The 22,553-nt window shown below is 72.3% G+C and carries 23 protein-coding genes and 1 riboswitch; of the genes, 14 read left to right on the forward strand and 9 right to left on the reverse strand.

Annotated features, from left to right (window positions below; genetic code table 11):
- Positions 1 to 16 precede the first annotated feature (16 nt).
- Positions 17 to 1,381 carry a nucleobase:cation symporter-2 family protein gene (locus ACNYS0_RS38090; protein ID WP_422482881.1) on the forward strand — a complete coding sequence of 455 codons (1,365 nt, stop codon included), beginning with the start codon at positions 17 to 19 and terminating at the stop codon, positions 1,379 to 1,381.
- A gap of 519 nt (positions 1,382 to 1,900) precedes the next feature.
- Here ACNYS0_RS38090 and ACNYS0_RS38095 read toward each other — a convergent pair.
- Positions 1,901 to 2,599, reverse strand: a complete 699-nt coding sequence (locus tag ACNYS0_RS38095; protein WP_422480627.1) for an SDR family oxidoreductase — start codon at positions 2,597 to 2,599, stop codon at positions 1,901 to 1,903.
- 138 nt (positions 2,600 to 2,737) lie between these two features.
- On the opposite strand from ACNYS0_RS38095, the gene ACNYS0_RS38100 reads away from it, so the two are divergent.
- The 3 genes from ACNYS0_RS38100 to ACNYS0_RS38110 all read left to right on the forward strand — a co-directional run bounded on the left by ACNYS0_RS38100 (position 2,738) and on the right by ACNYS0_RS38110 (position 5,137).
- On the forward strand, positions 2,738 to 3,349 hold the full coding sequence (locus tag ACNYS0_RS38100) for a TetR family transcriptional regulator (protein ID WP_422480629.1): 612 nt from the start codon (positions 2,738 to 2,740) through the stop codon (positions 3,347 to 3,349).
- On the forward strand, positions 3,346 to 3,579 hold the full coding sequence (locus tag ACNYS0_RS38105; RefSeq protein ID WP_422480631.1) for an MmcQ/YjbR family DNA-binding protein: 234 nt from the start codon (positions 3,346 to 3,348) through the stop codon (positions 3,577 to 3,579). Before ACNYS0_RS38100 ends, ACNYS0_RS38105 begins: the two co-directional genes overlap by 4 nt.
- Positions 3,580 to 3,814: 235 nt before the next feature.
- Entirely contained in the window at positions 3,815 to 5,137 is a 1,323-nt protein-coding gene (locus ACNYS0_RS38110; protein WP_422480633.1) for a replication-associated recombination protein A, read from the forward strand.
- Positions 5,138 to 5,193: 56 nt separating this feature from the next.
- Here ACNYS0_RS38110 and ACNYS0_RS38115 read toward each other — a convergent pair whose 3' ends face one another.
- Positions 5,194 to 6,060, reverse strand: a complete 867-nt coding sequence (locus ACNYS0_RS38115; protein WP_422480635.1) for a bifunctional 5,10-methylenetetrahydrofolate dehydrogenase/5,10-methenyltetrahydrofolate cyclohydrolase — start codon at positions 6,058 to 6,060, stop codon at positions 5,194 to 5,196.
- Between the two features lie 21 nt (positions 6,061 to 6,081).
- Positions 6,082 to 6,167, reverse strand: a riboswitch (ZMP/ZTP riboswitch).
- Between the two features lie 130 nt (positions 6,168 to 6,297).
- Here ACNYS0_RS38115 and ACNYS0_RS38120 point away from each other — a divergent pair.
- From ACNYS0_RS38120 to ACNYS0_RS38150, 7 genes are all read left to right on the forward strand, one after another.
- Positions 6,298 to 6,387, forward strand: a complete 90-nt coding sequence (locus ACNYS0_RS38120; RefSeq protein ID WP_351257587.1) for a putative leader peptide — start codon at positions 6,298 to 6,300, stop codon at positions 6,385 to 6,387.
- 228 nt (positions 6,388 to 6,615) lie between these two features.
- Positions 6,616 to 7,821: an acyl-CoA dehydrogenase family protein gene (locus ACNYS0_RS38125; RefSeq protein WP_422480637.1), complete on the forward strand. Its 1,206-nt coding sequence runs from the start codon at positions 6,616 to 6,618 to the stop codon at positions 7,819 to 7,821.
- 41 nt (positions 7,822 to 7,862) lie between these two features.
- On the forward strand, positions 7,863 to 9,521 hold the full coding sequence (locus ACNYS0_RS38130; RefSeq protein WP_422480639.1) for an ABC transporter substrate-binding protein: 1,659 nt from the start codon (positions 7,863 to 7,865) through the stop codon (positions 9,519 to 9,521).
- Positions 9,518 to 10,471 carry an ABC transporter permease gene (locus ACNYS0_RS38135; protein ID WP_422480641.1) on the forward strand — a complete coding sequence of 318 codons (954 nt, stop codon included), beginning with the start codon at positions 9,518 to 9,520 and terminating at the stop codon, positions 10,469 to 10,471. The genes ACNYS0_RS38130 and ACNYS0_RS38135 overlap by 4 nt, the downstream gene beginning before the upstream one ends.
- Positions 10,472 to 10,473: 2 nt before the next feature.
- A complete protein-coding gene (locus tag ACNYS0_RS38140; RefSeq protein WP_422480643.1) occupies positions 10,474 to 11,322 on the forward strand; it encodes an ABC transporter permease in 849 nt (282 codons plus the stop codon).
- Positions 11,322 to 12,965, forward strand: a complete 1,644-nt coding sequence (locus ACNYS0_RS38145) for a dipeptide ABC transporter ATP-binding protein (RefSeq protein WP_422480645.1) — start codon at positions 11,322 to 11,324, stop codon at positions 12,963 to 12,965. Before ACNYS0_RS38140 ends, ACNYS0_RS38145 begins: the two co-directional genes overlap by 1 nt.
- Positions 12,962 to 14,320 (forward strand): LLM class flavin-dependent oxidoreductase, encoded by a 1,359-nt coding sequence (locus ACNYS0_RS38150; RefSeq protein WP_422480647.1) that lies wholly within the window; start codon positions 12,962 to 12,964, stop codon positions 14,318 to 14,320. Before ACNYS0_RS38145 ends, ACNYS0_RS38150 begins: the two co-directional genes overlap by 4 nt.
- A gap of 77 nt (positions 14,321 to 14,397) precedes the next feature.
- On the opposite strand, the gene ACNYS0_RS38155 is transcribed toward ACNYS0_RS38150, so the two are convergent.
- From ACNYS0_RS38155 to ACNYS0_RS38170, 4 genes are all read right to left on the reverse strand, one after another.
- Positions 14,398 to 15,543 (reverse strand): LLM class flavin-dependent oxidoreductase, encoded by a 1,146-nt coding sequence (locus tag ACNYS0_RS38155; protein WP_422480649.1) that lies wholly within the window; start codon positions 15,541 to 15,543, stop codon positions 14,398 to 14,400.
- 29 nt (positions 15,544 to 15,572) lie between these two features.
- Positions 15,573 to 16,787: an SfnB family sulfur acquisition oxidoreductase gene (locus ACNYS0_RS38160; RefSeq protein WP_422480651.1), complete on the reverse strand. Its 1,215-nt coding sequence runs from the start codon at positions 16,785 to 16,787 to the stop codon at positions 15,573 to 15,575.
- Between the two features lie 62 nt (positions 16,788 to 16,849).
- On the reverse strand, positions 16,850 to 17,404 hold the full coding sequence (ssuE, locus tag ACNYS0_RS38165) for an NADPH-dependent FMN reductase (RefSeq protein ID WP_422480653.1): 555 nt from the start codon (positions 17,402 to 17,404) through the stop codon (positions 16,850 to 16,852).
- Between the two features lie 151 nt (positions 17,405 to 17,555).
- Positions 17,556 to 17,651, reverse strand: coding sequence for a putative leader peptide (locus ACNYS0_RS38170; RefSeq protein ID WP_422480655.1), 96 nt, complete (start codon positions 17,649 to 17,651; stop codon positions 17,556 to 17,558).
- A gap of 101 nt (positions 17,652 to 17,752) precedes the next feature.
- On the opposite strand from ACNYS0_RS38170, the gene ACNYS0_RS38175 reads away from it, so the two are divergent.
- Entirely contained in the window at positions 17,753 to 18,664 is a 912-nt protein-coding gene (locus ACNYS0_RS38175; protein WP_422480657.1) for a LysR family transcriptional regulator, read from the forward strand.
- Between the two features lie 48 nt (positions 18,665 to 18,712).
- Here the strand turns inward: ACNYS0_RS38175 and ACNYS0_RS38180 are convergent, their stop codons facing one another.
- The 3 genes from ACNYS0_RS38180 to ACNYS0_RS38190 all read right to left on the reverse strand — a co-directional run bounded on the left by ACNYS0_RS38180 (position 18,713) and on the right by ACNYS0_RS38190 (position 21,041).
- Positions 18,713 to 19,084 carry a MerR family transcriptional regulator gene (locus tag ACNYS0_RS38180; RefSeq protein ID WP_422480659.1) on the reverse strand — a complete coding sequence of 124 codons (372 nt, stop codon included), beginning with the start codon at positions 19,082 to 19,084 and terminating at the stop codon, positions 18,713 to 18,715.
- A gap of 29 nt (positions 19,085 to 19,113) precedes the next feature.
- On the reverse strand, positions 19,114 to 20,133 hold the full coding sequence (locus ACNYS0_RS38185) for an MDR family NADP-dependent oxidoreductase (protein WP_422480661.1): 1,020 nt from the start codon (positions 20,131 to 20,133) through the stop codon (positions 19,114 to 19,116).
- Positions 20,134 to 20,267: 134 nt separating this feature from the next.
- Entirely contained in the window at positions 20,268 to 21,041 is a 774-nt protein-coding gene (locus tag ACNYS0_RS38190) for an IclR family transcriptional regulator (RefSeq protein WP_422482882.1), read from the reverse strand.
- A gap of 253 nt (positions 21,042 to 21,294) precedes the next feature.
- On the opposite strand from ACNYS0_RS38190, the gene ACNYS0_RS38195 reads away from it, so the two are divergent.
- Both ACNYS0_RS38195 and ACNYS0_RS38200 read left to right on the forward strand, forming a co-directional pair.
- Positions 21,295 to 21,423 carry a hypothetical protein gene (locus tag ACNYS0_RS38195; protein ID WP_422480663.1) on the forward strand — a complete coding sequence of 43 codons (129 nt, stop codon included), beginning with the start codon at positions 21,295 to 21,297 and terminating at the stop codon, positions 21,421 to 21,423.
- Positions 21,424 to 21,532: 109 nt separating this feature from the next.
- On the forward strand, positions 21,533 to 22,549 hold the full coding sequence (locus tag ACNYS0_RS38200) for an ABC transporter substrate-binding protein (protein ID WP_422480665.1): 1,017 nt from the start codon (positions 21,533 to 21,535) through the stop codon (positions 22,547 to 22,549).
- Positions 22,550 to 22,553 lie beyond the last annotated feature (4 nt).

Genomic DNA, 22,553 nt, shown 5'->3' on the forward strand with positions numbered 1-22,553 from the left:
GGTGATTGACGTGACGATGCCTGCGAAGGGCGGTCAGCGGGCCGGTTTCGGGCGGCTCGCGGTGCTGGGGCTCCAGCACGTGCTCGTGATGTACACGGGGTGTGTGACCGTGCCGCTGGTGTTCGGCGCCGCGGCGGGGCTTGACGCCGCGACGATCGCCGTTCTGATCAACGCCGATCTGCTCGTCGCGGGCGTCGTCACGATGATCCAGGGCGCCGGTGTCGGCCGCTTCCTCGGTGTGCGGATGCCGGTGATGGCGGGGGCCGCGTTCACCGCGGTGACGCCGATGATCCTGATCGCGGGGGAGTACGGCCTTCAGGCGGTGTACGGGTCGATGCTCGCGGCCGGTGTGTTCGGGCTGCTGATCGCCTATCCGTTCGCGAAGTTGGTCCGCTTCTTCCCGCCGCTGGTGAGCGGCGTGGTGATCACGGTGGTGGGGCTCGCGCTGATCGGCGTGGGCGTGAACCTGGTCGTCGGGAACGACCCGAAGGCGGCCGACCACGCGGCGCCCTCGCGGCTCGCGCTCGCCGCGTTCGTCGTCGTCGTGATCCTGCTGGTGGCGCGGTTCGGGCGCGGGTTCCTCGCTCAAACCGGCGTACTGCTGGGCTTGTTGGCGGGCACGGCGGTCGCCGTGCCGCTCGGCCTGGTGGACTTCTCGGCGGCGCGGACGGCGGACTGGATCGGGGTCAGCGCCCCGTTCCACTTCGGGGCGCCGGAGTTCCCCGCGGTCGCCGTGCTGTCGATGTGCGTGGTGATGCTGGTGCTGTTCGCCGAGTCGACGGCCGATCTGATCGCGGTCGCGGAGCTGACCGGGAAGCGCCTTACCACCGCGGACATGGCGCGCGGGCTGGCCGCGGACGGGCTCTCCGGGGTGCTGGGAGGCGTCATGAACGCGTTCCTGGACACGGTGTTCGCGCAGAACGTGGGCCTGGTGACGATGACGAAGGTGCGCAGCCGGCACGTCGCGACGGTCGCGGGCGGCATCCTCGTGGTCCTCGGCCTGGTGCCCAAACTCGGGGCGCTGGTCGCCGGGTTGCCGCAGCCGGTGGTCGGCGCGGCGGGGCTCGTGATGTTCGCGACGGTCGCCGCGGTCGGCATCAACACGCTCCGCAAGGTCGACTTCGACGGCACGCACAACCTGCTGATCGTCGCGGTGTCGATCGGCTTCGGCATGGCACCCGAGGTGGCCCCCGACCTGTACTCGCGCTTCCCCGAGGGCGTCGGCATCGTCCTCGGCTCACCGGTGACGAGCGCGACGCTGCTGGCGTTCGGCCTCAACCTGGCGTTCAACGGCGGGAGGTCAGGACGTGCCGCGGGGCTCGTACGGGCGCCGGTGGCGGAGATGCGACGCGAGGCGCCGACGGGGCGGACGGGAGCCTGACCACGGGCCCTGCCCGTTCATGCCCCAACTGCGTTCCGCCTCGTCGGCCGCACGCGCTTCTGACCTGTGACGATTCATCAAAGCCCTGGCCGAGAAGGGGCCTTGAGATCAAAGTTGCACCTGACTTACCATTTCCGGCGCGCAGGGGGAGCACCGCTGCGCTGCTCGATCCCCAGACCCCGGATCGGTGACCGAAGCCATTGAGCCGGCTGGAGCCGTATCGCCGACAAACGCGGCTCCGGCCGCTCCGCCGCGGCTGCGGTTCTCGGGGCGAACCTCCCGCACGCTCCTGGAACGCATGCCGCTGGGCGGAGCTGTGAGGCCGCGCGAGAAGGGGAGCCGCGCGGTCTCGCCGGCGGCCCTCGCTGATGTTCCCGGTGATTCCCGGCGGGGGCCGTTGTCGGCAGTCTTCCACCACTGGGCGCCCGATACGCCGGATCGGGCGAAAGCTCGGGGCTTCAGCGACGTGGCGGCAGCTGGGCGGCGGCGCACGGCGATCGACTGTCGCGGGTCCCAGGCTCAGGCAGCGTTCGGCTGAGGCCGCGGCGTGCCGGCCAGGCTCTGCTTCACCTGCCGGGTCAACTCGTCGGCGACGATCTCGGGGAGGCCCGCCTCGATGCCGTCGAGCGCCTGGGTGGCGACGTCGGAGGCGGAGACCTTCTGGTCGACGGGGACCTCGGCGGCCATGTCGGTGTCCATGTAGCCGACATGCAGCGCGGAGACGGCGATGCCGCGCGGCGCCAGCTCCTCGCGGCTCGCGCCGGTCAGCGCCCAGGCGGCGGCCTTCGAGGCGGCGTAGGAGCCGAGGCCCGCCGGGTGGTACCAGGACAGGACGGACAGGACGTTGAGCACGGCGCCGCCGCCGTTGCCCTCGATGGCCGGGGCGAAGGCGCGGGTCGCGGCGAGCGGGCCGAAGAAGTTGGTGTCCATCTCCCGGCGCACCTCGTCCAGGTCGCCGTCGACCAGGGTGGCGCCCGTGGAGATGCCCGCGTTGTTGATCAGCAGTGTCGCGTCGGAGGCGGTGCGGGCGGCCTGGCGGATCGACTCCTCGTCCGTGACGTCCAGGCGCAGCGGGGTGACACCCGGCAGATCGACCGTCTCGGGGCGGCGGGCCGCCGCGTAGACCTTCGCGCCGCGCTCCACGAGCTGAGCGGCGAGATGCCGTCCGAGGCCCCGGTTGGCGCCGGTGACGACCGCGACCGCGTTCTTGAGCTCCATGACTGACCCTGCTCCCGGTTGTGGCGGGCGCCGTCCGGCGATCCGCCTCCAGCTAGTTTAGATTACGACGGCAATCTAAACATCGGATTACGATAGATGCCAGTCGACATCCAAACCGGTTTCGCGCAGGAGGTGGCCATGGGCCGGGTATCGCAGGCGCAGGCGGAGGAGAACCGCAGACGGGTCGTGGACACGGCCTCCCGGCTCTTCAGGGAGCAGGGCACGCAGGTCAGCGTCGCCGACCTGATGAAGGCGGCCGGTCTGACCCACGGCGCCTTCTACAAGCAGTTCGCTTCCAAGGAAGCGCTGGTCGACGAGGCCACCGCCCACGCGATCGACGAGCTCGCCGAGCGGTACGCCGCCGGACCCGAGCAGGACGCCGGGCGGTACGCCGCCGGACCCGAGCAGGACGCCGGGCGGCGCGACACCGCGCAGCGCACGCTGATCGACACCTATCTCTCCGTCGAACACCGCGACAACGCGGCCGGCGGCTGCCCGATCGCCGCGCTCGCCTCCGACATCGCCCGCGCCCCCGACGGCCAGGAGGCCCGCCGCTCCTATGCCGAGGGGGTGGCCGAATTCGCCGACTTCCTCGGTGATGACGGCCAGGACGGCCTCGTCCGCCTGAGTACTCTGTTCGGCGCGCTCGTCCTGTCCCGCGCGACCAAGGGCTCCGAACTCTCCGAACGGATCTTGGGCGCCGCCCACCGGGCCCTGACCGACGGCACCGGCCGGCAGGCCGCCTCGTGAGCGCGGCCGGTGACCGGCTCCAGGACGCCGCCCGCCAGGCGGCCCTGGCCCTGCCCGGCGTCAGTCACGGATACCCCTTTACGCCCGCACTGGACGTGTACAAGGTCGCGGACAAGGTGTTCCTCATCGTCACCGACGACCCGGACGAGCAGATCATCACGGTCAAGTGCGACCCCGAACTCGCCCGCGCGCGCATGCACGCCCACACCTCGATCACCCCGGGCCGCTAGCTCGACAAACGCCACTGGATCTCGCTCGGCCCCGGCCCCGGCGTCACCGAGCGGCTGATCACCGACGCGGTCGAGGACTCCTACGACCTGATCGTCGAGCGGTTGCCGCGGCGCGACCGCCCCCGGGCCCGATGAGCACCGCAAGCGGCCCCACGAGCCGCTGAGCCCGCGGCTGTCAGTGCCCCGTGCAAGGCTTGCCGCGCCAGCACACCTCCGCCCGTGATCCGAGAGACCGATGGAACCGACCCTGCCGCTCTTCGACGAGGAGCCCACCCGGCCGCTCGCCGACCGTCTGCGCCCCACCCGGCTCGACGAGGTCGTCGGCCAGGACCACCTCCTGGCCCCGGACGCCCCGCTGGGCCGCATGGTCGCCCAGCAGCACCTGACCTCCGCCGTCCTGTGGGGCCCGCCCGGCGTCGGGAAGACGACCATCGCCCGGCTTCTCGCGGACGCCGACAACCTTGCCTTCGAGCCGGTGTCGGCCACCTTCTCCGGCGTCGCCGAGCTGCGGAAGGTCTTCGCCGCCGCCCGCAGCCGGCGCACCATCGGCCGGAGCACCCTGCTGTTCGTCGACGAGATCCACCGCTTCAACCGCGCGCAGCAGGACAGCTTCCTGCCCTACGTCGAGGACGGCACGGTCGTCCTGATCGGCGCCACCACGGAGAACCCCAGCTTCGAACTCAACGGCGCCCTGCTCTCCCGGACCCAGGTACTCGTCCTCAAACGCCTCGACGAAACCGCACTGTCCACGCTCCTCGACCGCGCCGAGCACCTCACCGGTCACCCGTTGCCCCTGGACGACGATGCCCGTCACGCCCTGATCGCCATGGCCGACGGCGACGGCCGCTACCTCCTCAACATGGCGGAACAGCTCCACGCCCTCCCGGCCGAAGAGACCGCCAGGGCACCTCTGGACACCGCCGCGCTCGCCCACCACATCCAGCAGCGCGCCCCGCTGTATGACAAGGCCCAGGAGGGCCACTACAACCTGATCTCCGCACTCCACAAGTCGATGCGCGGCTCCGACCCGGACGCGGCCCTGTACTGGCTCGCCCGCATGCTCGACGGCGGCGAGGACCCGCTGTTCGTGGCCCGCCGCCTGGTCCGCTTCGCGAGCGAGGACATCGGCATCGCGGACCCGCACGCCCTCCAGCAGGCGCTTGCCGCCTGGGACGTGTACGAGCGACTCGGCTCCCCGGAGGGCGAGTTGGCGATCGCCCAGGCCGTCGTCCACCTCGCCACCGCCCCCAAGTCCATCTCCATCTACCGGGGCTTCAACGCGGCACAGCGCGCCGCCCGCCGCACCGGCTCCCTCATGCCGCCCGCCCACATCCTCAACGCCCCGACCCGGCTGATGAAGAACCTCGGCTACGGCAAGGACTACGAGTACGACCCCGACACCGCCGACGGTTTCTCCGGCGCCGACTACTTCCCCGACGGCATGGACCGCGAGACGTACTACCAGCCCACCCGCAACGGCTACGAAGCCCAGATCGGCGAACGCCTGCGCCACTGGGCCGACCTGCGCAGGCAACGCCGAAACCCCGAGGGCGACTGACCCGCTCCGTGTGGGGGAGGGAAACCCGCTGCGCCAAGGAGCTGCCAGTCACGAGGTCAGTGGTGCCGGATGCCGAGCTGGTTCGCGGCGGCGTCCACGGTCTGCGCCAGCAGGACGGCGATGGTCATCGGCCCGACGCCGCCGGGCACCGGAGTGATCAAACGGGCGCGGGTGGAGGCGGTGTCGAAGTCCACGTCGCCGACGTTGCCCGCGTTGTATCCGGCGTCGATCACCACCGCGCCCGGCTTGATGTCCTCACCGCGGATCAGCCGGGGCCGCCCCACGGCCGCCACCACGACGTCCGCTTCCCCGACGATCGCCGACAGGTCCGTCGTGCGGGAGTGGCAGTACGTCACCGTGGCGTTCCTGGCCAGCAGGAGCATCCCGGCCGGCTTGCCGAGAATCGCGCTGCGGCCCACCACGACGGCGTGCTTGCCGGCCAGTTCGACGTCGTACGCCTCCAGCAGACGCATGATGCCGCCCGGAGTGCAGGACACGAAGCCCGGCAGCGCGAAGCTCATCGCGGCGAACGAATGCATCGTGACCCCGTCGACGTCCTTCTCCGGGGCGATCGCCTCGAACGCCGCTCGTTCGTCGATGTGCGGGCCGCAAGGATGCTGGAGCAGGATGCCGTGCACGTCCGGATCGCCGGACAGGCGGGCGAGGGTGTCGATCAGTTCGGCGGTCGTGGTGGTGGCAGGCAAGGCGATGTGCCGGGACCTGATGCCCGCCTTCGCACACCGGGCCTGCTTCATGCGGACATATGTGACCGACGCGGGGTCCTCTCCCACCAGCACCGTCGCCAGACAGGGGCTGGTTCCCCCACGCCGTGAAATCTCCGCCGCCTTGGCAGCGGCCTCTTCGATGATGCGTCGGGCGAGGCCGGTGCCATCCATGAGCTGGGCCGTCCGAGTAGCGGACATCGTCGCCTCCAGGCGTTACTGACCACTCGCCCAGGCGCACGGCAACGACGTCTCGTCAGACCGCTCCCCGGTGGTGCTCCACCTCAGCGCCAGTCACGGCCCACACCGCACTCTAGTAGAGACAGCACGCTCACACCGGGCTACGTTCTCGGTCGGGCCCGGTGAAAGGGATTCCCGATAGGTGCTTCGCCAATGCCTACTCGACCAGCGGGTCGTACACCTGGTTGAATCATGGTCATGTCCGACGAGCGGCAAGAACTCACACGGCGACGTCACGTCGACCTGTCCCGTGTTTCGAGTGCCGTCTGTCGTCGCGCCGTCGCCTAGGCCCTCCAGGCTGCCAATCCCGCGTGCTCGCCGCACGGATCGGTGTGCCGCCGTGCCCTGCCGTGCGCGGCGGGTGACGCCGGAGCCGAGAGGCTGATCCCGCCCGCTGCGCGGTCGCGCAGCGCGTTCCCACCCGTGTGCCCTCCTGCCCTGCGGCGCCGCCATGCGCCGCGGCCTGCCCCTGCGCGCCCGCCGACCCGCGCCCCGCCCACGTCCAAAGGCCCCGCCATGTCCTCACGCGTCCCACCATCCGTGCCCTCCGTCCCCTTCGTCGCCCCGCACGACCTCCTGGAGCGCATCCGCGGCGACGCCGCGCCCCTGGAAGCCGCGCGCGAACTGCCTTACAAGAGCGTCGACTTGATCCGTCGCAGCGGACTCGGCGCGCTGCGCGTGCCCCGCGAGTACGGCGGCGCGCAGGCCGCGCTCGTCGACCTGTTTCGACTCGTCGTCGATCTGGCCGAGGCCGACTCGAACGTGGCCCAGGCGCTGCGGCCGCACTTCGGGTTCGTGGAACTGCTGCTCAGCCATGGCACCGCTGCCGAGCGCGCCCGCTGGTTCCCCACGGTCGTGGCCGGTGAGCTGTTCGGGAACGCCGCCTCCGAGCGCGGCACCGCCCACCCCGGCGAGATCCGCACCCGCCTCACGCGCGACGGCGACACCTACCGCGTGGACGGCACCAAGTTCTACTCCACCGGAGCGCTCTTCGCCGACCGCATCGTGGTGACCGCGCTCGACGACGAGGAACACCGCGTCCGGGTTGTGCTGCCGCGCTCACGCGAGGGCGTCGAACTCCTCGACGACTGGGACGCACTCGGGCAGCGCACCACCGCGTCCGGCACGACGCGGCTGCGGCAGGTGGTCGCCCATGAGGACGAGGTCGCCATCGACACCACAGGCCGGCAGCGCCGCACCCACCTGGGGCCGTACTACCAGCTCTTCCTGGCCGCCGTGCACGCCGGGATCGCGAAGGCGGCCCTGGCCGACGCGGTGACGTACACCCGCGAGAAGGCACGCGCCGTACAACACGCCGGGGCCGAGCGGGCGGGGGACGACCCCCTCGTCCAGCACACCGTCGGTGACATCGCGGCAGGGGCGCTCGCCGCCGAGGCAGTGGTGCTGCACGCCGCCGGGGTGATCGACGCCGCGCTCGCGACGCCGTCCGAGGACGGTGTCACCGGGGACCCGGACGCCCTGAACGCGGCGGCCGCCGTCGTCGCCCAGGCCCAAGTCACCGCCGCACGTGCCGCATTGGGCGCCGGCGAGCGGCTCTACGACGTCGGCGGGGCGTCGGCCACTCTCCGCGAGCACCACCTGGACCGGCACTGGCGCAATGCCCGCACCGTCGCCTCGCACAACCCGATCGGACACAAGGCGCGGGTGGCAGGCGACTGGCTGCTCAACGGCACCCCGCCCCCGCTCAACGGCTTCTTCTGACCGCCCCCCTCATCCCGCCGGCCCCTCATCCCGGAGCCCCCGTGAAACCGCACTCCCGCTCCCACCGTGCCCGCTTCCTCCGCCACCTCCTCCTCGGCCTGCCGCTCCTGCTCCTGGCCACCGCCTGTGGCACCGGTGAAGCCGCCACCTCCCTCACCGCACGGCCCGCCGCAGGCGGCACCCTCACCTACGCCACCGACCGCGAGCCCACCTGCCTCGACCCGCACGTCGCCGGAGACATGCCGCAGGCCTACGTCGCCCAGCAGGTCCTCGACTCGCTCGTCGCCCTCGACGACCAGGGCAGGGCCAAGCCGTGGCTGGCCACGTCCTGGGACATCTCGAAGGACGGCCGCACCTACACCTTCCACCTCCGCGACGACGTCCGCTTCACCGACGGCACCCGCTTCGACGCGACGGCCGTCAAGGCCAACTTCGACCACATGGTCGACCCCGACACCCAGTCGGGCACAGCGGGCGGCTACCTGGCGCCCTATCAAAAGACCGATGTCATCGACGCGTTCACGGCCCGCGTGCACCTGGACCGCCCGTACTCGCCGTTCCTGAACATGCTCGCCCAGGCCTTCCTCGGCATGGAGTCACCCAAGGCGCTCGCCCGCAGCAAGGAGGCGAACTGCGCGGCGCCCGTCGGGACCGGCCCGTTCATCGTGAAGAAGTGGAACCGGCAGTCGGACGTCGTCCTCGTCCGCAACCCGCGCTACAACTCGCCGCCCCCGTACGCCAGGCACAAGGGCCCCGCCTATGCGCACAAGGTCGTCTGGCGGTTCATACCGGAGCCCGCGACCCGCTTCGCGGCCGTGCAGTCGGGGCAGGTCGACGTGATCGACGCGCTGCCGCCGGAGGACCAGCGCACCGCCGAGCACGACGAACGCCTGAAGGTGGTCGTCCGCGACCGCCCCGGCAACCCGACGAACCTCGCGCTGAACACCTCCCGCGCCCCCTTCGACGACCTGCGCGTGCGCAAGGCGTTCCTGTACTCGGCGGATGTCGCCGACGGCCTCAAGAGCGTCTTCTTCGGCCAGTACCGGCGGGCGGGCGGCCCGCTCAGCTATGTGACGCCGCACTACAAGAGCGCGTACGAGAACGCCTGGCCCTACGACCCGGCACGGGCCAACTCGCTGCTGAACAAGGCGGGATGGAACAGGCGCGACGGGGACGGATATCGCGTCAAGAACGGCAAGCGGCTGAGCGCCGAGGTGCTGCTCAAATCCGACATCAGCCCGAACCAGCTCGCCCTGCTGGAGCAGATCCAGGCCACCGCCAAGGAGGCCGGCTTCCAGCTGAAGCTGCTGCGGCTCGACGCGGCGACCGTCAACACCCGCTATCTGGCGGGCAAGTACGACCTGCGCGACGGCTACTGGAACACCAACACACCCGACGTGCTGCACACCGTCTTCGGCAGCGAGTACGCCGTCCAGGGCGGGATCCACTCCAATGCGTCCTACGCCAAGGACCCCGCTCTCGACCGGCTGTTCCGCGCCGCGCAGGCCACCACGGACCCGCAGAAGCAGCACAGGCTCTACGGCGCCGCGCAACGGCTGATCTCCGCGGGCGCCTATCAGCTGACCCTGTACCCGCAGACGACCCGGCTCGCCGCCCACGGTGCGTCGGTGCGCGGCGCCGCCCTCGAGCCGGCCCTTTCCCTGCCCTACCTCTACGACGCGTGGGTGAGCTCCCGATGAAGACAACTCTCTTGTACCGACGCGTCCTCGCAAGGGTGGCTGGCGCCGCGCTCGTGCTGTGGGCGGCGGCCACCGTCACCTTCCTCGCCCTGCACCTGGTGCCGGGCGACCCGGTGCTCGTCCTGCTCGGCGGCGGCTCCGGATCCAGTCCGACGCCGGAGACGATCGCCGCGACGCGCCACGCGTACGGCCTCGACCAGCCGCTGTACACGCAGTACGCGCAGCACATCGGCCGGCTGCTCACCGGTGACCTGGGGATGTCGACCTCCCTGAAGGAGTCCGTCGGTACCGTCATCACCGAGCAGCTGCCCTCCACACTCCAACTCACCGCCCTTGCCCTGCTGTTCGCGTGGCTCCTCGCCGCCGTCGTGGTGCTCCTGTCGACCGGCAGGGGCGCTCTCGGGCGGGCGCTCGGCTCGGGCCTGGAGACGGTCGCCGCGGGGCTTCCGCACTTCTGGCTCGGGGTCGTGCTGCTGTACGTGTTCGCGTTCCGCCTCGGCTGGTTCCCGGTCGCGGGCGGCACCGGACTCACCGGGCTCGTGCTGCCGGCGACGACCCTTGCCGTACCGCTCGCCGGGTATCTCGGCCAGGTGACACGCGGCGCGCTCCTGACCGCGCTCGACCAGCCGTTCATCACGTCGGCACGGCTGCGCGGCATGAGCCCGGGGGCGGTGCGTGCCCGGCGGGCCCTGCGGCACGCACTGCTGCCGCCGCTCACCCTGTCCGGCTGGGCGGTCGGCGCCCTGTTCTCCAGCGAGGTCGTCGTGGAGGCGGTCTTCGCACGCCAGGGCGTCGGCCGGGCGCTCCTGAACGCCGTGATCGCCCGAGACCTGCCGCTCGTCACCGGGATCGTGCTGCTCATCGCCACGGTCTACGTCCTCGTCAACCTCGCCGTCGACCTGCTGTACGCGGTGGTCGACCCGCGCGTCCGCACCTCCCGGGAGATCTGACCGTGACCGCCCTGACCACACCCCTGGCCCCGGCCCGCGCCCGGTCGCGGCTGCGCCCCGGCCTGCTCGCCGCGGGTCTCTTCCTGACCCTGGTCGTCGTCGCCGCGCTCGTCCCCGGCCTGCTCACCTCGTACGCCCCCGACGCCATCACGCCCGCCGACTTCTTCCAGCCGCCCTCCGCCGCACACTGGTTCGGCACCGACCAGAACGGCCGCGACGTGTACACCCGCGTCGTGTACGGCGCGGGCCAGTCCCTGCTCATCGGGCTCGGCGCCACCGCGATCTCGCTCGGCCTCGGCATCGTGCTCGGCCTGGGCGCGGCGCTCGGCGGGCGCCGCCTGGACTTCGCCGTCGGCCGTGTCCTCGAAGTCCTCTTCGGCTTCCCGGGGCTGCTGCTCGCCCTCCTGTTCATCGCCGTGTTCGGCACGGGCGCCGTGACCGCGGCGATCGCCGTCGGCATCGGCGAGGCCGCCGGATACGCGCGCCTCATCCGCTCCCAGGCCACCACGGTCGTCCGCTCCGGCTACGTCGAGGCGGCGCGCGGGCTCGGCCACTCGCCGGCGCGCGTCGCACGACGCACGGTGCTGCCCAACGTCCTGCGCCCGCTCGCCGCCCTCGCCACGCTCGGCATCGGCCAGTCCGTGGTGTGGGCGTCCTCGCTGTCCTTCCTCGGACTCGGCGCGCAGCCGCCGGCCGCCGAGTGGGGAGCGATGCTCGCGGACGGCCGCACCTTCCTCCAGTACGCCTGGTGGACCTCGTTCTTCCCGGGCCTGTTCATCGTCCTGACCACCTTGTCCACGACCGTCCTCGGCCGCCGTCTACAGGCCTGGCTCGACACGAGGAGCAGCTGATGACCACCCACACCACCGACGACACCGACGTACTGCTGTCCGTACGGAACCTGACCGTCGGCTTCGGCGACCGCACCGTCGTGCGCGATGTCTCCCTCACCCTGCGCCGCGGCGAGACCGTCGCCCTCGTCGGCGAGTCCGGATCCGGCAAGAGCGTGACCGCCCGCACCCTGGTCGGCCTCACCGGTGCCGGAGCCGCAGTGGCGGCCGACGAGCTGACCTGGCGGGGCGAGGACGTGCGCCGCTGGGGCGAACGACACTGGGGCCGGGTCCGCGGCCGCGACATCGGCTTCGTGCTCCAGGACGCACTCGTCTCGCTCGACCCGCTGCGTCCGGTCGGCAAGGAGATCGAGGACGGGCTGCGGCTGCACGGCCACGGCAACAGGACCGCGCGCCGGGCCCGCGTCCTGGACATCATGCGGCAGGTCGGCATCCCGGACCCCGAACTCCGCGCCGCCCAGCGCCCGCACGAGCTGTCCGGCGGCCTGCGCCAGCGCGCCCTGATCGCCGCCGCGCTCGCCCTCGACCCGCCGCTGCTCATCGCCGACGAGCCGACGACGGCCCTGGACGCGACGGTGCAGGCGCAGATCCTCGACCTGCTGGCGGCGGCCCGCCACCGGGAGCGGGGCCTGCTGTTCATCACGCACGACCTGGGGGTCGTACGGCGGCTCGCGGACCGGGTGGCGGTGATGCGCGGCGGCGAGATCGTGGAGCAGGGGAGCGTGGCGGACGTCCTGGAGAATCCCCAACACCCCTATACACGGGGCCTACTGGCGGCCGATCCGGCGCTCCACCCGAAGGGGGCACGTCTCACCGCGGCGCGCACGACGGCCCCGGCCCCCGCCCGGCGCCCGCACGAGGTCGTCCTCACCGCCGACGGGCTCCACAAGGCGTACGGCGGCCGGGACGCGGTGCGCGACGTGTCGTTCGCCCTGGCGGCGGGCCGCACCCTCGGCATCGTGGGGGAGTCCGGCTCGGGCAAGTCGACGACCGCCCGGATCGCGCTGGGGCTCACCCGCCCCGACGCGGGCACGGTGACCCTGCACGGCGCACCGTGGAGCGAGCTGCCCGAACGGGAACGCCGTCCACTGCGGCACGGCATCCAGCTCGTGCACCAGGACTCGCTGTCCGTGTTCGACCCGCGCTGGACCGTGCGCCGCTCGCTCATCGACGCCGTCCGACTGCGGCGACCCGGGCATCCCGTGCCGGCCCCCGACGAGGCCGGCCGCCGGGTGACGGAACTCGCCGCACGGGTCGGCCTCGCGGACGACCTCCTCGACCGGCATCCCCTGTCGCTGTCCGGAGGGCAGCGCCAACGGGCCGCGCTGGCCCGCGCCCTGGCTCCCCGACCGGCCGTCCTGGTTCTCGACGAACCGGTCTCCGCGCTCGACGTGTCCGTTCAGGCCCAGGTCCTCGACCTGCTCGCCGACCTCCAGGACTCCCTCGGCCTCGCCTACCTCTTCATCTCCCACGACCTCGGCGTCGTCCGGCACGTCAGCGACGACGTCCTCGTGATGTCCAACGGCCGGGTCGTGGAGTCGGGGCCCGCGGAGGAGCTGTTCGCCGCCCCGCGCCATCCCTACACGCGCACCTTGCTGGCCGCCGTCCACCCGCACCCCACCACCACCGGAGCCACCCGATGACCGCCGCCCCCAAGCCCCTGCGCTTCAACGCCTTCGCCATGAACTGCGTCTCCCACATCAACCACGGGCAGTGGGTGCGCGACGACACCAGCCAGACCTCCTACATCGACCTGGAGACCTGGACGGAGCTCGCCAGGACCCTGGAGCGCGGCTACTTCGACGCGCTCTTCCTCGCCGACGTCGTCGGCCCGTACGACACCTTCCGCGGGTCGCGCGACACAGCGGTCCGTGAAGGACTCCAGATCCCGGTCAACGACCCCGCGCTGCTCGTCGCGGCGATCGCCCACGCCACCGAACACCTCGGGCTCGCCTTCACGCAGTCGGTCCTCCAGGAACCCCCGTACAACTTCGCCCGCCGGCTTTCCACCCTCGACCACCTCACCAAGGGCCGCGTGGCATGGAACGTCGTCACGTCGTACCTGGAGTCGGCGGCGAAGGGGCTCGGCCTGGACGGGCTGCCGCTGCACGACGAGCGGTACGAGCGCGCCGAGGAGTACACGGACGTCCTCTACCAGCTCCTCGAGGGGAGCTGGGAGGACGACGCGGTCGTCCGTGACCGCGAGCGGCGCGTGTACGCCGAACCGTCCCGCATCCACGACGTGCACCACGAGGGCCGCTTCTACCGGGTGAACGGACCGCACCTGTCCGAACCGTCGCCGCAGCGCACCCCGATCCTCTTCCAGGCCGGATCGTCCGAGCGGGGCCGGGAGTTCGCGGCCCGCAACGCGGAGGCGGTCTTCCTCGGCGCCGTGTCGCCGCAGGGGGCGCGCACCCAGGTGGACGACGTGCGGGCGCGGGCGGTGGCGCACGGCAGGGACGCAGGCGACGTCCTCTTCTTCCAGGGGCTGACGCTCATCGTGGGCAGCACCGAGGAGGAGGCGGCCCGCAAACTCGCCGACTACCGGGAGCACACGAGCCTCGACGGATTCGCCGCGCACATGTCGGGCTCGCTGCAACTGGACCTTTCCCAGGTCGACTTCGACGCTCCGGTCGGCGAGATCGACACGAACGGGGTGCAGGGCTTCGTGCGCTCCCTGGTGGAGGGTGCGCCGGACAAGACATGGACGTTCGGCGAGGTGCTGCGGGCGCGCGCCTGGACGCGGCCGGTCGCCGGCGTGCCGGAACAGATCGCCGACGAGCTGGAGAAGTGGCGCGAGGCCGGCGTGGACGGCATCAACCTCGCGTACGTCACCAGCCCGGGAACCTTCGCGGACTTCGCGGACCATCTGGCGCCCGTGCTGCAAAAGCGGGGTCTTCTCAAGACGCAGTACGAAACGGGCACCCTGCGGCAGAAACTGTTCGGCCGCGGCGACCGGCTGCCCACCTCGCACCCGGCGGCCCGCCACCGGCGCTAGGGGCAGAGGGGCCCAACGGGCCCGGCCCCAGGAGCGCCGCGCTCCTGGGGCCGAGTCGTGTCCGAGTGATCGTGCGGCTACGAAGCGAACGGCACCGCCGCCGGTGTCAGGTCGAGGGACGACGCCTCCGGGTGCTGCCACAGCCCCCGCTCGGCGAGCACCGGAAGCACCCCCTCGCCGAACCAGTACGCCTCCTCGACATGCGGGTAGCCGGAGAGCACGAACTCCTCGATGCCCAGGGCGTGATACTCGGCGATCCGGTCGGCGATCTCGGTGTGCGAGCCGACCAGGGCGGTGCCCGCGCCGCCCCGCACGAGCCCGACACCCGCCCACAGGTTCGGGTAGATCTCCAGGTCGTCGGTGCTGCCGCCGTGCAGGGACAGCATCCGCTTCTGCCCCTCCGAGCCCGAACGGGCGAGACCCGCCTGGACGTCGGCGATCACCTGCGGGTCGATCCCGGACAGCAGCCGGTGCGCTTGCGCCCACGCGTCCGCGGCCGTGTCGCGGGCGATGACGTGCAGCCGTATCCCGAACCGCACCTCCCGGCCCTCGTCCTTGGCGAGGCCCCTGATCCAGCTGATCTTCTCGGCGACCTGCGCGGGCGGCTCGCCCCAGGTCAGATAGACATCGCTGTGACGGGCGGCGACGCCGCCCGCTGCCTTCGACGAGCCGCCGAAGTAGACCGGCGGCACCGGATCGGGCAGCCGGGCCAGGCGGGCCTCGGCGACCTGCTCGTACTTCCCCGTGAAGTCGACGGTCCCACCGCGCCACAGGGAGCGGGCAATGTGCAGGAACTCGTCGGTCCTGGCATAGCGGGCCTCCTTGTCGAGGAAGTCGCCGTAGGAACGCTGCTCGTGATCCTCACCGCCGGTGACGATGTTGAGCAGCAGCCGCCCGCCGGAGTGCCGCTGGTACGTGGCGGCCATCTGCGCGGCGAGCGCGGGGGCGACCAGACCGGGACGGAAGGCGACGAGGAACTTCAGCCGTTCGGTCTGCTCGACCAGCATGGCCGTGGTCAGCCAGGCGTCCTCGCACCAGGCGCCGGTCGGGGTCAGCGCGCCGTCGAAGCCCAACTGTTCGGCGGTACGGGCGACTTGGCCGAGGTAGGCGAGCGACGCGGGCCGGTCGCCCCCGGCGGAGCCGGTGGGCACGCCGTGCCCACCGCCGACGATGTGGCGGCTGTCACCGTTCGTGGGCAGGAACCAGTGGAAGGTCAAAGGCATGGGAGTCGTCCTTAGGGCGAAGCAGGGTGTCAGACCAGGCCGTTGGCGGGAGGAGGGGTGTCGTTGAGTTCCCAGCCGCCCAGGTAGCGCAGCTTGAGACGGCGGGGGTCGTGCAGGGTGTGCGTGCGGGCGTTGCGCCAGTGCCGGTCCAGGCCCAGGGCGCGATCGGCGGCGCGCGTGCCGATGAGTTCGAAGATGCCGCTCGACACCTTCAGCGAGACCTCGTCGCTGTGGGCGCGGGCCGCGGCGACGGCGGCCGAGGCCTCGGCCGCCGTACGGGTGTCGAGGTGTGCGTGGGCCGCGTCCACCGCCTCGCCCGCCTCGCGCAGCAGGGCCCGGGCGGTGCGCACCCGCAGCGCCAGCGCACCGAAGAGGTCGATGACCGCCTCCTCGTCGGCGGCCCGGTCCAGGCCGGTCTCCTTGCGGGGCCTGGCCAGTTCGCGGATGAGCCGCTTGCCGTCGCGCAGTGCGGAGACCGCGATGCCGGTGTCGATGGCGGCGTGCAGATACTGGCCGAACGCGCCGAACACCTCGGCCTTTTCGAAGATCGGATACACCGGCACGATCCGCTCGGCGGGGACCCGGACCTGCTCGAAGCGGACGGTGCCGCTGCCGGTGGTGCGCTGGCCCATGCCGTTCCAGTCGTCCTCGACGGTGACGCCGGGCTCGTCGGCGGGCACCCACGCCGCGTGCACCCGCCCCTCCTCGTCGGTGGCGTAGACGGGGATCCAGTGCGCGAACAGCGAGCCGGTGGCGTAGTACTTGGTGCCGTCCAGGATCCGGCCGCCGTCGGGCTGCGGCGCGAAGCCGATCTCGAAGTCGCGTGCGGTGCGTGAGCCGCGTTCGGACAGGGCGTTGGCGAAGTGGCGGCCGCGCAGGATCTCTTCGTAGAAGAAGGCCTGCTGCTGCGGTGTTCCGGCACAGGCCAGCACGTTGACGAAGAAGTAGTGGTTCTGCGGGATCTGTCCGATGCTGGCGTCGCCCGCGACCAGCTCGGTGAACACTTCACCGAGCGTACGCGTGGACAGGCCGGGCCCGCCGTACGCCTTCGGCACGGTCAGCGTGAACAGTCCGGACTCGCCCAGAGCCCGGATCTCGTCGTAGGGCAGGATCCGCTCGGCGTCGCGCCGGGCGTCGTCGGCGGCGAACCGGGCGGCCAGCCCCCGCACGGTCTCCAGCACTTCGGCATCCGTGGTGTCCGGGCCGAACGGAGTGACACGTGCGGTGTCGGTGGTACGGGTCATGGCGGGGGCCCTTCCGCGGAGTGAGGGACGGCGATGTGAAAGGGAAAGCCGATAGCCATGGGTCAGGCGACGGCGAGCCGGGAGCCGGTGGGCAGCGTGGCGCGGAACCGGGAGACGACCGGGGCGAGCGCGTCGTGCGCCTCCGGGGCGAGCGCGACGGAGTGCTCGTCCTCGACCACGATGTGCCGGTCGAGGACGAACCACCCCTGCGCGACGTCCGCGCCCATCGACGTGAGGACGGGGCGCAGCGCGTAGTCGACGGCGAGGACGTGCGCGGGCGAGCCGCCCGTGGCCAGCGGCAGTACGGCCTTGCCGCGCAGGGCGTACTGCGGCAGCAGATCGAGGAAGGCCTTGAGGACGCCCGAGTAGGCGGCCTTGTACACGGGGCTCGCGACGATCAGCGCATCGGCGCGCGCCACGAGTTCGACGGCCCGCGCGACCTCGGGATGGGCGGCATCGGCCGACAGCAGCGCCTCGGCCGGCAGGCTGCGCACGTCGAGGTGGCGGACCTCGTGGCCGTCCTCGGTGAACTCGCGTCCCAGGTGTGCGACGAGGCGGGCCGTACGGGAGGAGCCGGGGGAGGAGGCGCTGCCGGTGAGCGTGAGGAGAACAGACACGGTGAGTCCTTGAGGGAGGAGAGGGGCCGAGGCGGCGCGGCGGGTGGGGGCTGGGGGCGCCGACGGCTGGGCGACGGGCGCACGCCGGTTCGGCCTCGACCGCCGGGCAGGCGGGAGGAACGCGGGCGTGCGAGGGGAGCCGTGGGAAGGCTCAGCGGGGAAAACGGGAAAGCGGACAGGCGGCGCTGCTCACCCGCGCGAGGTCGACGTGACGTCGTCGCGTGAGTTCCTGTCGCCCTGCATCCATGCTCCGATTCAAGCAGCCGCCCCGCCGGTCCGTCGAGACGGTAAACACGAGCCCCTGATAGGGTTTCCCTTCTGCTCTGCCGGTAGTGAGGGGAAATCCGGGTGCGGACCGAACAGCTGGAGTACATCGAGGCGGTGACCCGCCTGGGCTCGCTGCGCCGCGCGGCGTCCGAACTCCACATCTCGCAACCGGCGTTGAGCGAGACCGTCCGCAACCTGGAGCGCGAGCTGGGCGTCGCGCTGCTGGACCGGCACCGCTCCGGAGCCAAGGTCAGCGACGAGGGGCGCGAGCTGCTGCCCCACATCATCGGCGTCCTGGAATCCGTGGACCGGCTGCGCAGCGCGGCGCACGACCAGCACCACAGCAGCCGGATGGTGCGCGTCGGCACGGTGAACGCGGCGACGGTCCCGCTCCTGGTGCCCGCCGTCCGTGACTTCCGCGCCGACCATCCGGCGACCCAGGTCGAAATGGTCGGGTCGCAACAGGACGACATCCACCGAGGGCTGCGCGAGGGCCGCTTCGACCTCGGCCTGGTCAACTACCTCGACGGCGACGACACCCCGCCCGACCTGGCGACGACCGAACTCCTGCGCGGCCGCCCGGTGGTGTGCCTGCGCACCGACAACCCGCTGGCCCGGCGGAGCGCTCTCGCCCCCGCCGACCTGGCGGGGGAGCCGCTGATCGGGATGCGCACGGGCTACGTCATGAACCGCTACACCCACCGTCTGTTCAGGGGCGCCGACCCGTCCTTCGCCTACTCCACGGACGGTGCCGAACTGGGCAAGGTCCTGGTCGCCGAGGGACTGGGCGTCACCCTGCTGCCCGATTTCAGCGTGGCGGGCGACCCCCTGGAGCGCGCGGGACTGATCACGTACCGCCCGCTCGTCGACGAGACCACGCACGTGCTGGTGGTGCTGCAATGCCGCACGGGCGCGGTCCCCAGTGCGGTGCGCGACCTGCACGCGGCACTGCGCGCCCGAGCGCACACCATCGGAGGTGCGCCCGGCGTCTGACCGGCGGCGCGGTGTACGCCGGTCGGCCGACGGTCGGCGCCTGCTCCGTCACGCAGCCGGCTCGGGCGCCGTGATCCGTCCCGCCAGGCTCTCGCGCAGGACGGTAAGTCTGGCGATCTCGGCGTCGATCGCGGCGATCCGCTGGTCCACGACCCCCTGTGCGGCGCCGGGTGCGGAGCACCGGCAGTCGGGCTCGGCGATCAGCAGGTCGATACGGTCGCCGCACGCCCGGACGTCCGCCACGGTCAGGCCGAGCGAGAGAAGCCGGCGCACCACGCGGATTCGGGCCACGTCCCTCTCGTTGTAGGTCCGTTGGCCCGATCCGGTGCGCCGCGGCGGTGGCAGAAGCCCCCGTTCCTCGTAGAAGCGCAGGGCGCGCGGTGTGGTGCCGGCGGCTGCCGCCGCGTCGCCGATCCGCATCCCGGCCTCCCTCTTCGCACCGTGTGCGATCAGACTTCCACTACCAGGGTGCCGACGTGCCGCCCCCGTTGCAGTTCCTGCAACGCCGAAGGGGCGCGTTCCATGCCCGGCAGCGCCGTGTACGGGAAGACGATCTGCCCGGCCCGCAGCCAGTCGGCGAACCGCTCGCGCCACTCCTTCTCCACTCCGGGGTGGTCGACGGCCTGATAGCCGACCAGCGACACGGACCGCTTCACCAGGACGAACGTGTCGATCATGGCCGGCGAACTCCCGCCCGGCAGTGCCGGATCGAACTGTCCGGACAGGGTGCCGACCACGACGACCCGTGCGCCGGGTCGCGTCAACTCCAGGGCATCGGTGAGCTGTTCGCCGCCCACGTTGTCGACGATCACGTCGTAGCCGTCAGGGGCGGCCTCGGCGAGTGAACGGGGCCCGTCGTTGCCGGGTACCACCACGGCGTCGTACCCGAGTTCCTGCCGCAGTCGCGCGGCCTTGTCCGGGCTGCGGGTGGTGCCGACGACCCGCGCGGCACCGAGCAGTCGCGCGATCTGCCCGGCGAGCGAACCGACCGCGCCGGCCGCACCGGTCACCAACACCGTCTCACCAGGCCGCAGTCGGGCCATCCGGGCCAGCGCCCCGTACGCGGACGACGCCATGGACAGCAACGCCACCGGGTCCGGATGCCCGTCCGGCACGGCACATACGGCATCCGCGCCGACCACCGCGTACTCCCGCCACCCCTGCATGTGGGTGACCAGGGCGCCGACCCGTACGTCGGTGACGTCCGGCCCCGCCGCCACCACCTCGCCCAGCGCCGGCCCGAACAGGGGCTCGCCGGGCTTCAGCGGCGGGAACGGGAAGCCCTTCGCTCCGGCGGAGACCAGCGTGCGCAGCCCCGGGAAGACCAGGAAGTGCCGGTTGCGGACGAGGAGTTGGCCGGACGTGAGGCGTGGGACGGGAGCTTCGGTGACCGTGAAGTGCTCCGGGCCTGGCAGGCCGGTGGGGACGGCGGCCAGTCGAACTTCACGGCCGGTGGACGGTGCGGGCATGGAGAACCTCCGGGAGCCGAAATTGTGGGGCAGGCCCGGACGCTAACTCTTGACGTGCGGGTGAGGGGCAAGCCGGGTGGACGGCTCCCGGGCCGCTCCCGGCGGTGTGATCGTCCGTCCGCCGGTCGCAGCCCTCACTCCCCATCCCGTCGCTCGCCCGGTGCCAGCAGCAGCACTTCCAGGGCCCGTGCGCACGCGCGGGTCCGTTCCAGGAACCACGGCAGGGATGCCGTGGTGATCAGGTCCGGGGTCGCCCGCAGCGCGAGGGCGAAGCGTGCGTGGCCCCCGCGGTCGAGGACCGGCACCGCGAGGGTGCGCACACCGTGCGCGGACTCGCCGTCGTTGAGGGCGTGACCGTCCTCGCGCACCCGGTCCAATTCCCCGCGCAGGGCGTCCCGTTCGACGATGGTGCGCTCGGTGAAGGCCGGCAGCGGGGGCAGCGACTCGGGGCCCGCGTCGCCGGGGCGCGGCCACGCCAGCAGCACCTTGCCGAGCGCCGTCGAGTGCAGCGGGCGGCGCAGCCCCACCTTCGGTGTCACCGAGCCACCCGCCACGATCACCGCGTACGGGCCGCTGCGCAGCGCCAAGTCGGCGGTGGCGCCCGTGCGTTCGGCCAGCGCCGTGAGTTCCGGTGTGGCCAGGTGCAGGCCGCGCTGGTGGTAGGAGAGCCTGCCCAGTTCGGTGACCGAGGGGCCGAGCCGGTAGCGGGACGTGCGGAAGTCCTGCTCCAGGAAGCCGGCCGCCAGCAGCGTGCGGGCCAGCCGGTGTGCCGTCGACACCGGCAGGTCCAGACGGCGGGCCAGCTCCGAGGCGCTCAGGTCGGGCCCGTTGTCGTGAAAGCAGTGCAGCAGGTCCAGCGCACGGCGCACCGCCTGGCTCCCGGAGGGCGCCCGCGCGGGGGCGGGCATGTCGACGGGGGCCGGGCGGTGGACGTCGGCGGCGGGGTCGGTCACGGTGGGCCCTCGAAGGTGGACGGCGGCTCGGTTCTCTCACATTACGGCAGGCCTGAACCCCCGAAACGAACCCCGAAATGGGCTCGCGCAACATGGTGTTCACACCCGTTCCCACATGGTGGTAAGCCGCTTGTCGGGCCATCGGAGGCGTGTCAGGGTGTGGCCACAGCACACCACCGTCGCCCGTACCGGAGAAGGGAGCCGCGCTATGAACCGTCGCACCGCCCGCATCGCGCCCGCCGCCCTCCCGGTCACGGCCGCCTTCACGCTGCGCCGCCACATCGACCTGGCCCGCGCGACCAGCGCCGCCTGTCGCCGCACCGGCGCCCGCGCCTGACGCGTCGCGCCACCGCGCCGCGCCTTCCCGTACGACTTCGCGCACCCCGGCAGCCACCCCCTCACGGCCTGCCCGCGCGCCCTTCGCCTCCTGAACCCCGGGACCCGCCATGCCTGCGCACACCCTGACCCGCGCCGCCCCCGACACCCTCTGGTTCACCCGCTGTCCGGTGCCCACGGCCACCGGCATCGCCGCCGACCGGCAGTGGCTGGCCGACGAGTTCGCCGCCGACGGCATCGCCGTACGCTCCTTGCAGGACGCGTCGTCCGACGTCGATCGGCAGACGCACTACACGCACGCCCTGCCCGGCCTGTTCCGCGAGGGCGGCAACGTGCCCGCCCTGTGGGCCAGGGCGCGCGGCGAGCGGACCCGGCTGATCGGGCTGACCTGGATCGAGGAACGCCAGGCGATCCTCGTGCGGCCCGACAGCACGGTGCGCCGGGCCGAGGAGTTGCGGGGCCTGCGGGTGGCGGCACCCCGGCACACCATCGCGATCGACTTCTGGCGGGCCATGGCCCTGCGCGGCTTCGAGGGCGTCCTCGCCTCCGCCGACCTCACGCTCGACGACGTCCGCCTCGTCGACATCTCCGCCGACGGGTACCACGGCCAGTGGGGCGCCGAACTCGACGCGCTGCGGCACGGCGACGTCGACGCCGTCTACGTCAAGGGAGCGCTCGCCGTCGAGGCGGCCCGCCGCGCCGGGGCCCGCGTCGCCGTCGAACTCGACGAGCTGCCCGACCGCCGCTACCGCGTCAACAACGGCACCCCGCGACCCATCACCGTCCACCAGCAGCTCCTCGACGACCACCCGGACCTCGTCGACCGGTTCCTCGCCGTGCTGCTGCGCGCCGCCGGCTGGGCCGCGGGTCACCCCGACGACGTCGCCCGCATCCTCGGCGCCGAGACCGGGGCCGGCGCCGAAGGTGTCACCGGCGCCTACCGGCTCGGCACCCACCGCACCCTGCACCCGGACCTGTCCGCGGACCGCCTCGACCTACTCACCGTGCAGGAAGAACGGCTGCGCGCGCACGGCTTCCTGCCCGCCCCCGTCGACGTACGCCAGTGGGCCGACCCCGAGCCGCTGCGCCGCGCCCGCACACTCCATCCCACCCCTGAACGCCCGTGAGGAC

The sequence above is a fragment of the Streptomyces anthophorae genome, from assembly GCF_049310305.1.
Taxonomy (GTDB): Bacteria; Actinomycetota; Actinomycetes; order Streptomycetales; family Streptomycetaceae; genus Streptomyces.

Bases quoted from the DNA above. Each gene is read 5' to 3' on its own strand.
- ACNYS0_RS38090 (WP_422482881.1), top strand. From the start codon at position 17: ATGCCTGCGAAGGGCGGTCAGCGGGCCGGTTTCGGGCGGCTCGCGGTG.
- ACNYS0_RS38195 (WP_422480663.1), top strand. From the start codon at position 21,295: ATGAACCGTCGCACCGCCCGCATCGCGCCCGCCGCCCTCCCGGTCACG.
- ACNYS0_RS38110 (WP_422480633.1), top strand. From the start codon at position 3,815: ATGGAACCGACCCTGCCGCTCTTCGACGAGGAGCCCACCCGGCCGCTC.
- ACNYS0_RS38160 (WP_422480651.1), bottom strand. From the start codon at position 16,787: ATGACCCGTACCACCGACACCGCACGTGTCACTCCGTTCGGCCCGGAC.
- ACNYS0_RS38115 (WP_422480635.1), bottom strand. From the start codon at position 6,060: ATGTCCGCTACTCGGACGGCCCAGCTCATGGATGGCACCGGCCTCGCC.
- ACNYS0_RS38150 (WP_422480647.1), top strand. From the start codon at position 12,962: ATGACCGCCGCCCCCAAGCCCCTGCGCTTCAACGCCTTCGCCATGAAC.
- ACNYS0_RS38200 (WP_422480665.1), top strand. From the start codon at position 21,533: ATGCCTGCGCACACCCTGACCCGCGCCGCCCCCGACACCCTCTGGTTC.
- ACNYS0_RS38125 (WP_422480637.1), top strand. From the start codon at position 6,616: ATGTCCTCACGCGTCCCACCATCCGTGCCCTCCGTCCCCTTCGTCGCC.
- ACNYS0_RS38120 (WP_351257587.1), top strand. From the start codon at position 6,298: ATGTCCGACGAGCGGCAAGAACTCACACGGCGACGTCACGTCGACCTG.
- ACNYS0_RS38190 (WP_422482882.1), bottom strand. From the start codon at position 21,041: ATGCCCGCCCCCGCGCGGGCGCCCTCCGGGAGCCAGGCGGTGCGCCGT.
- ACNYS0_RS38095 (WP_422480627.1), bottom strand. From the start codon at position 2,599: ATGGAGCTCAAGAACGCGGTCGCGGTCGTCACCGGCGCCAACCGGGGC.
- ACNYS0_RS38180 (WP_422480659.1), bottom strand. From the start codon at position 19,084: ATGCGGATCGGCGACGCGGCGGCAGCCGCCGGCACCACACCGCGCGCC.
- ACNYS0_RS38135 (WP_422480641.1), top strand. From the start codon at position 9,518: ATGAAGACAACTCTCTTGTACCGACGCGTCCTCGCAAGGGTGGCTGGC.
- ACNYS0_RS38145 (WP_422480645.1), top strand. From the start codon at position 11,322: ATGACCACCCACACCACCGACGACACCGACGTACTGCTGTCCGTACGG.
- ACNYS0_RS38100 (WP_422480629.1), top strand. From the start codon at position 2,738: ATGGGCCGGGTATCGCAGGCGCAGGCGGAGGAGAACCGCAGACGGGTC.
- ACNYS0_RS38155 (WP_422480649.1), bottom strand. From the start codon at position 15,543: ATGCCTTTGACCTTCCACTGGTTCCTGCCCACGAACGGTGACAGCCGC.
- ACNYS0_RS38170 (WP_422480655.1), bottom strand. From the start codon at position 17,651: ATGGATGCAGGGCGACAGGAACTCACGCGACGACGTCACGTCGACCTC.
- ACNYS0_RS38185 (WP_422480661.1), bottom strand. From the start codon at position 20,133: ATGCCCGCACCGTCCACCGGCCGTGAAGTTCGACTGGCCGCCGTCCCC.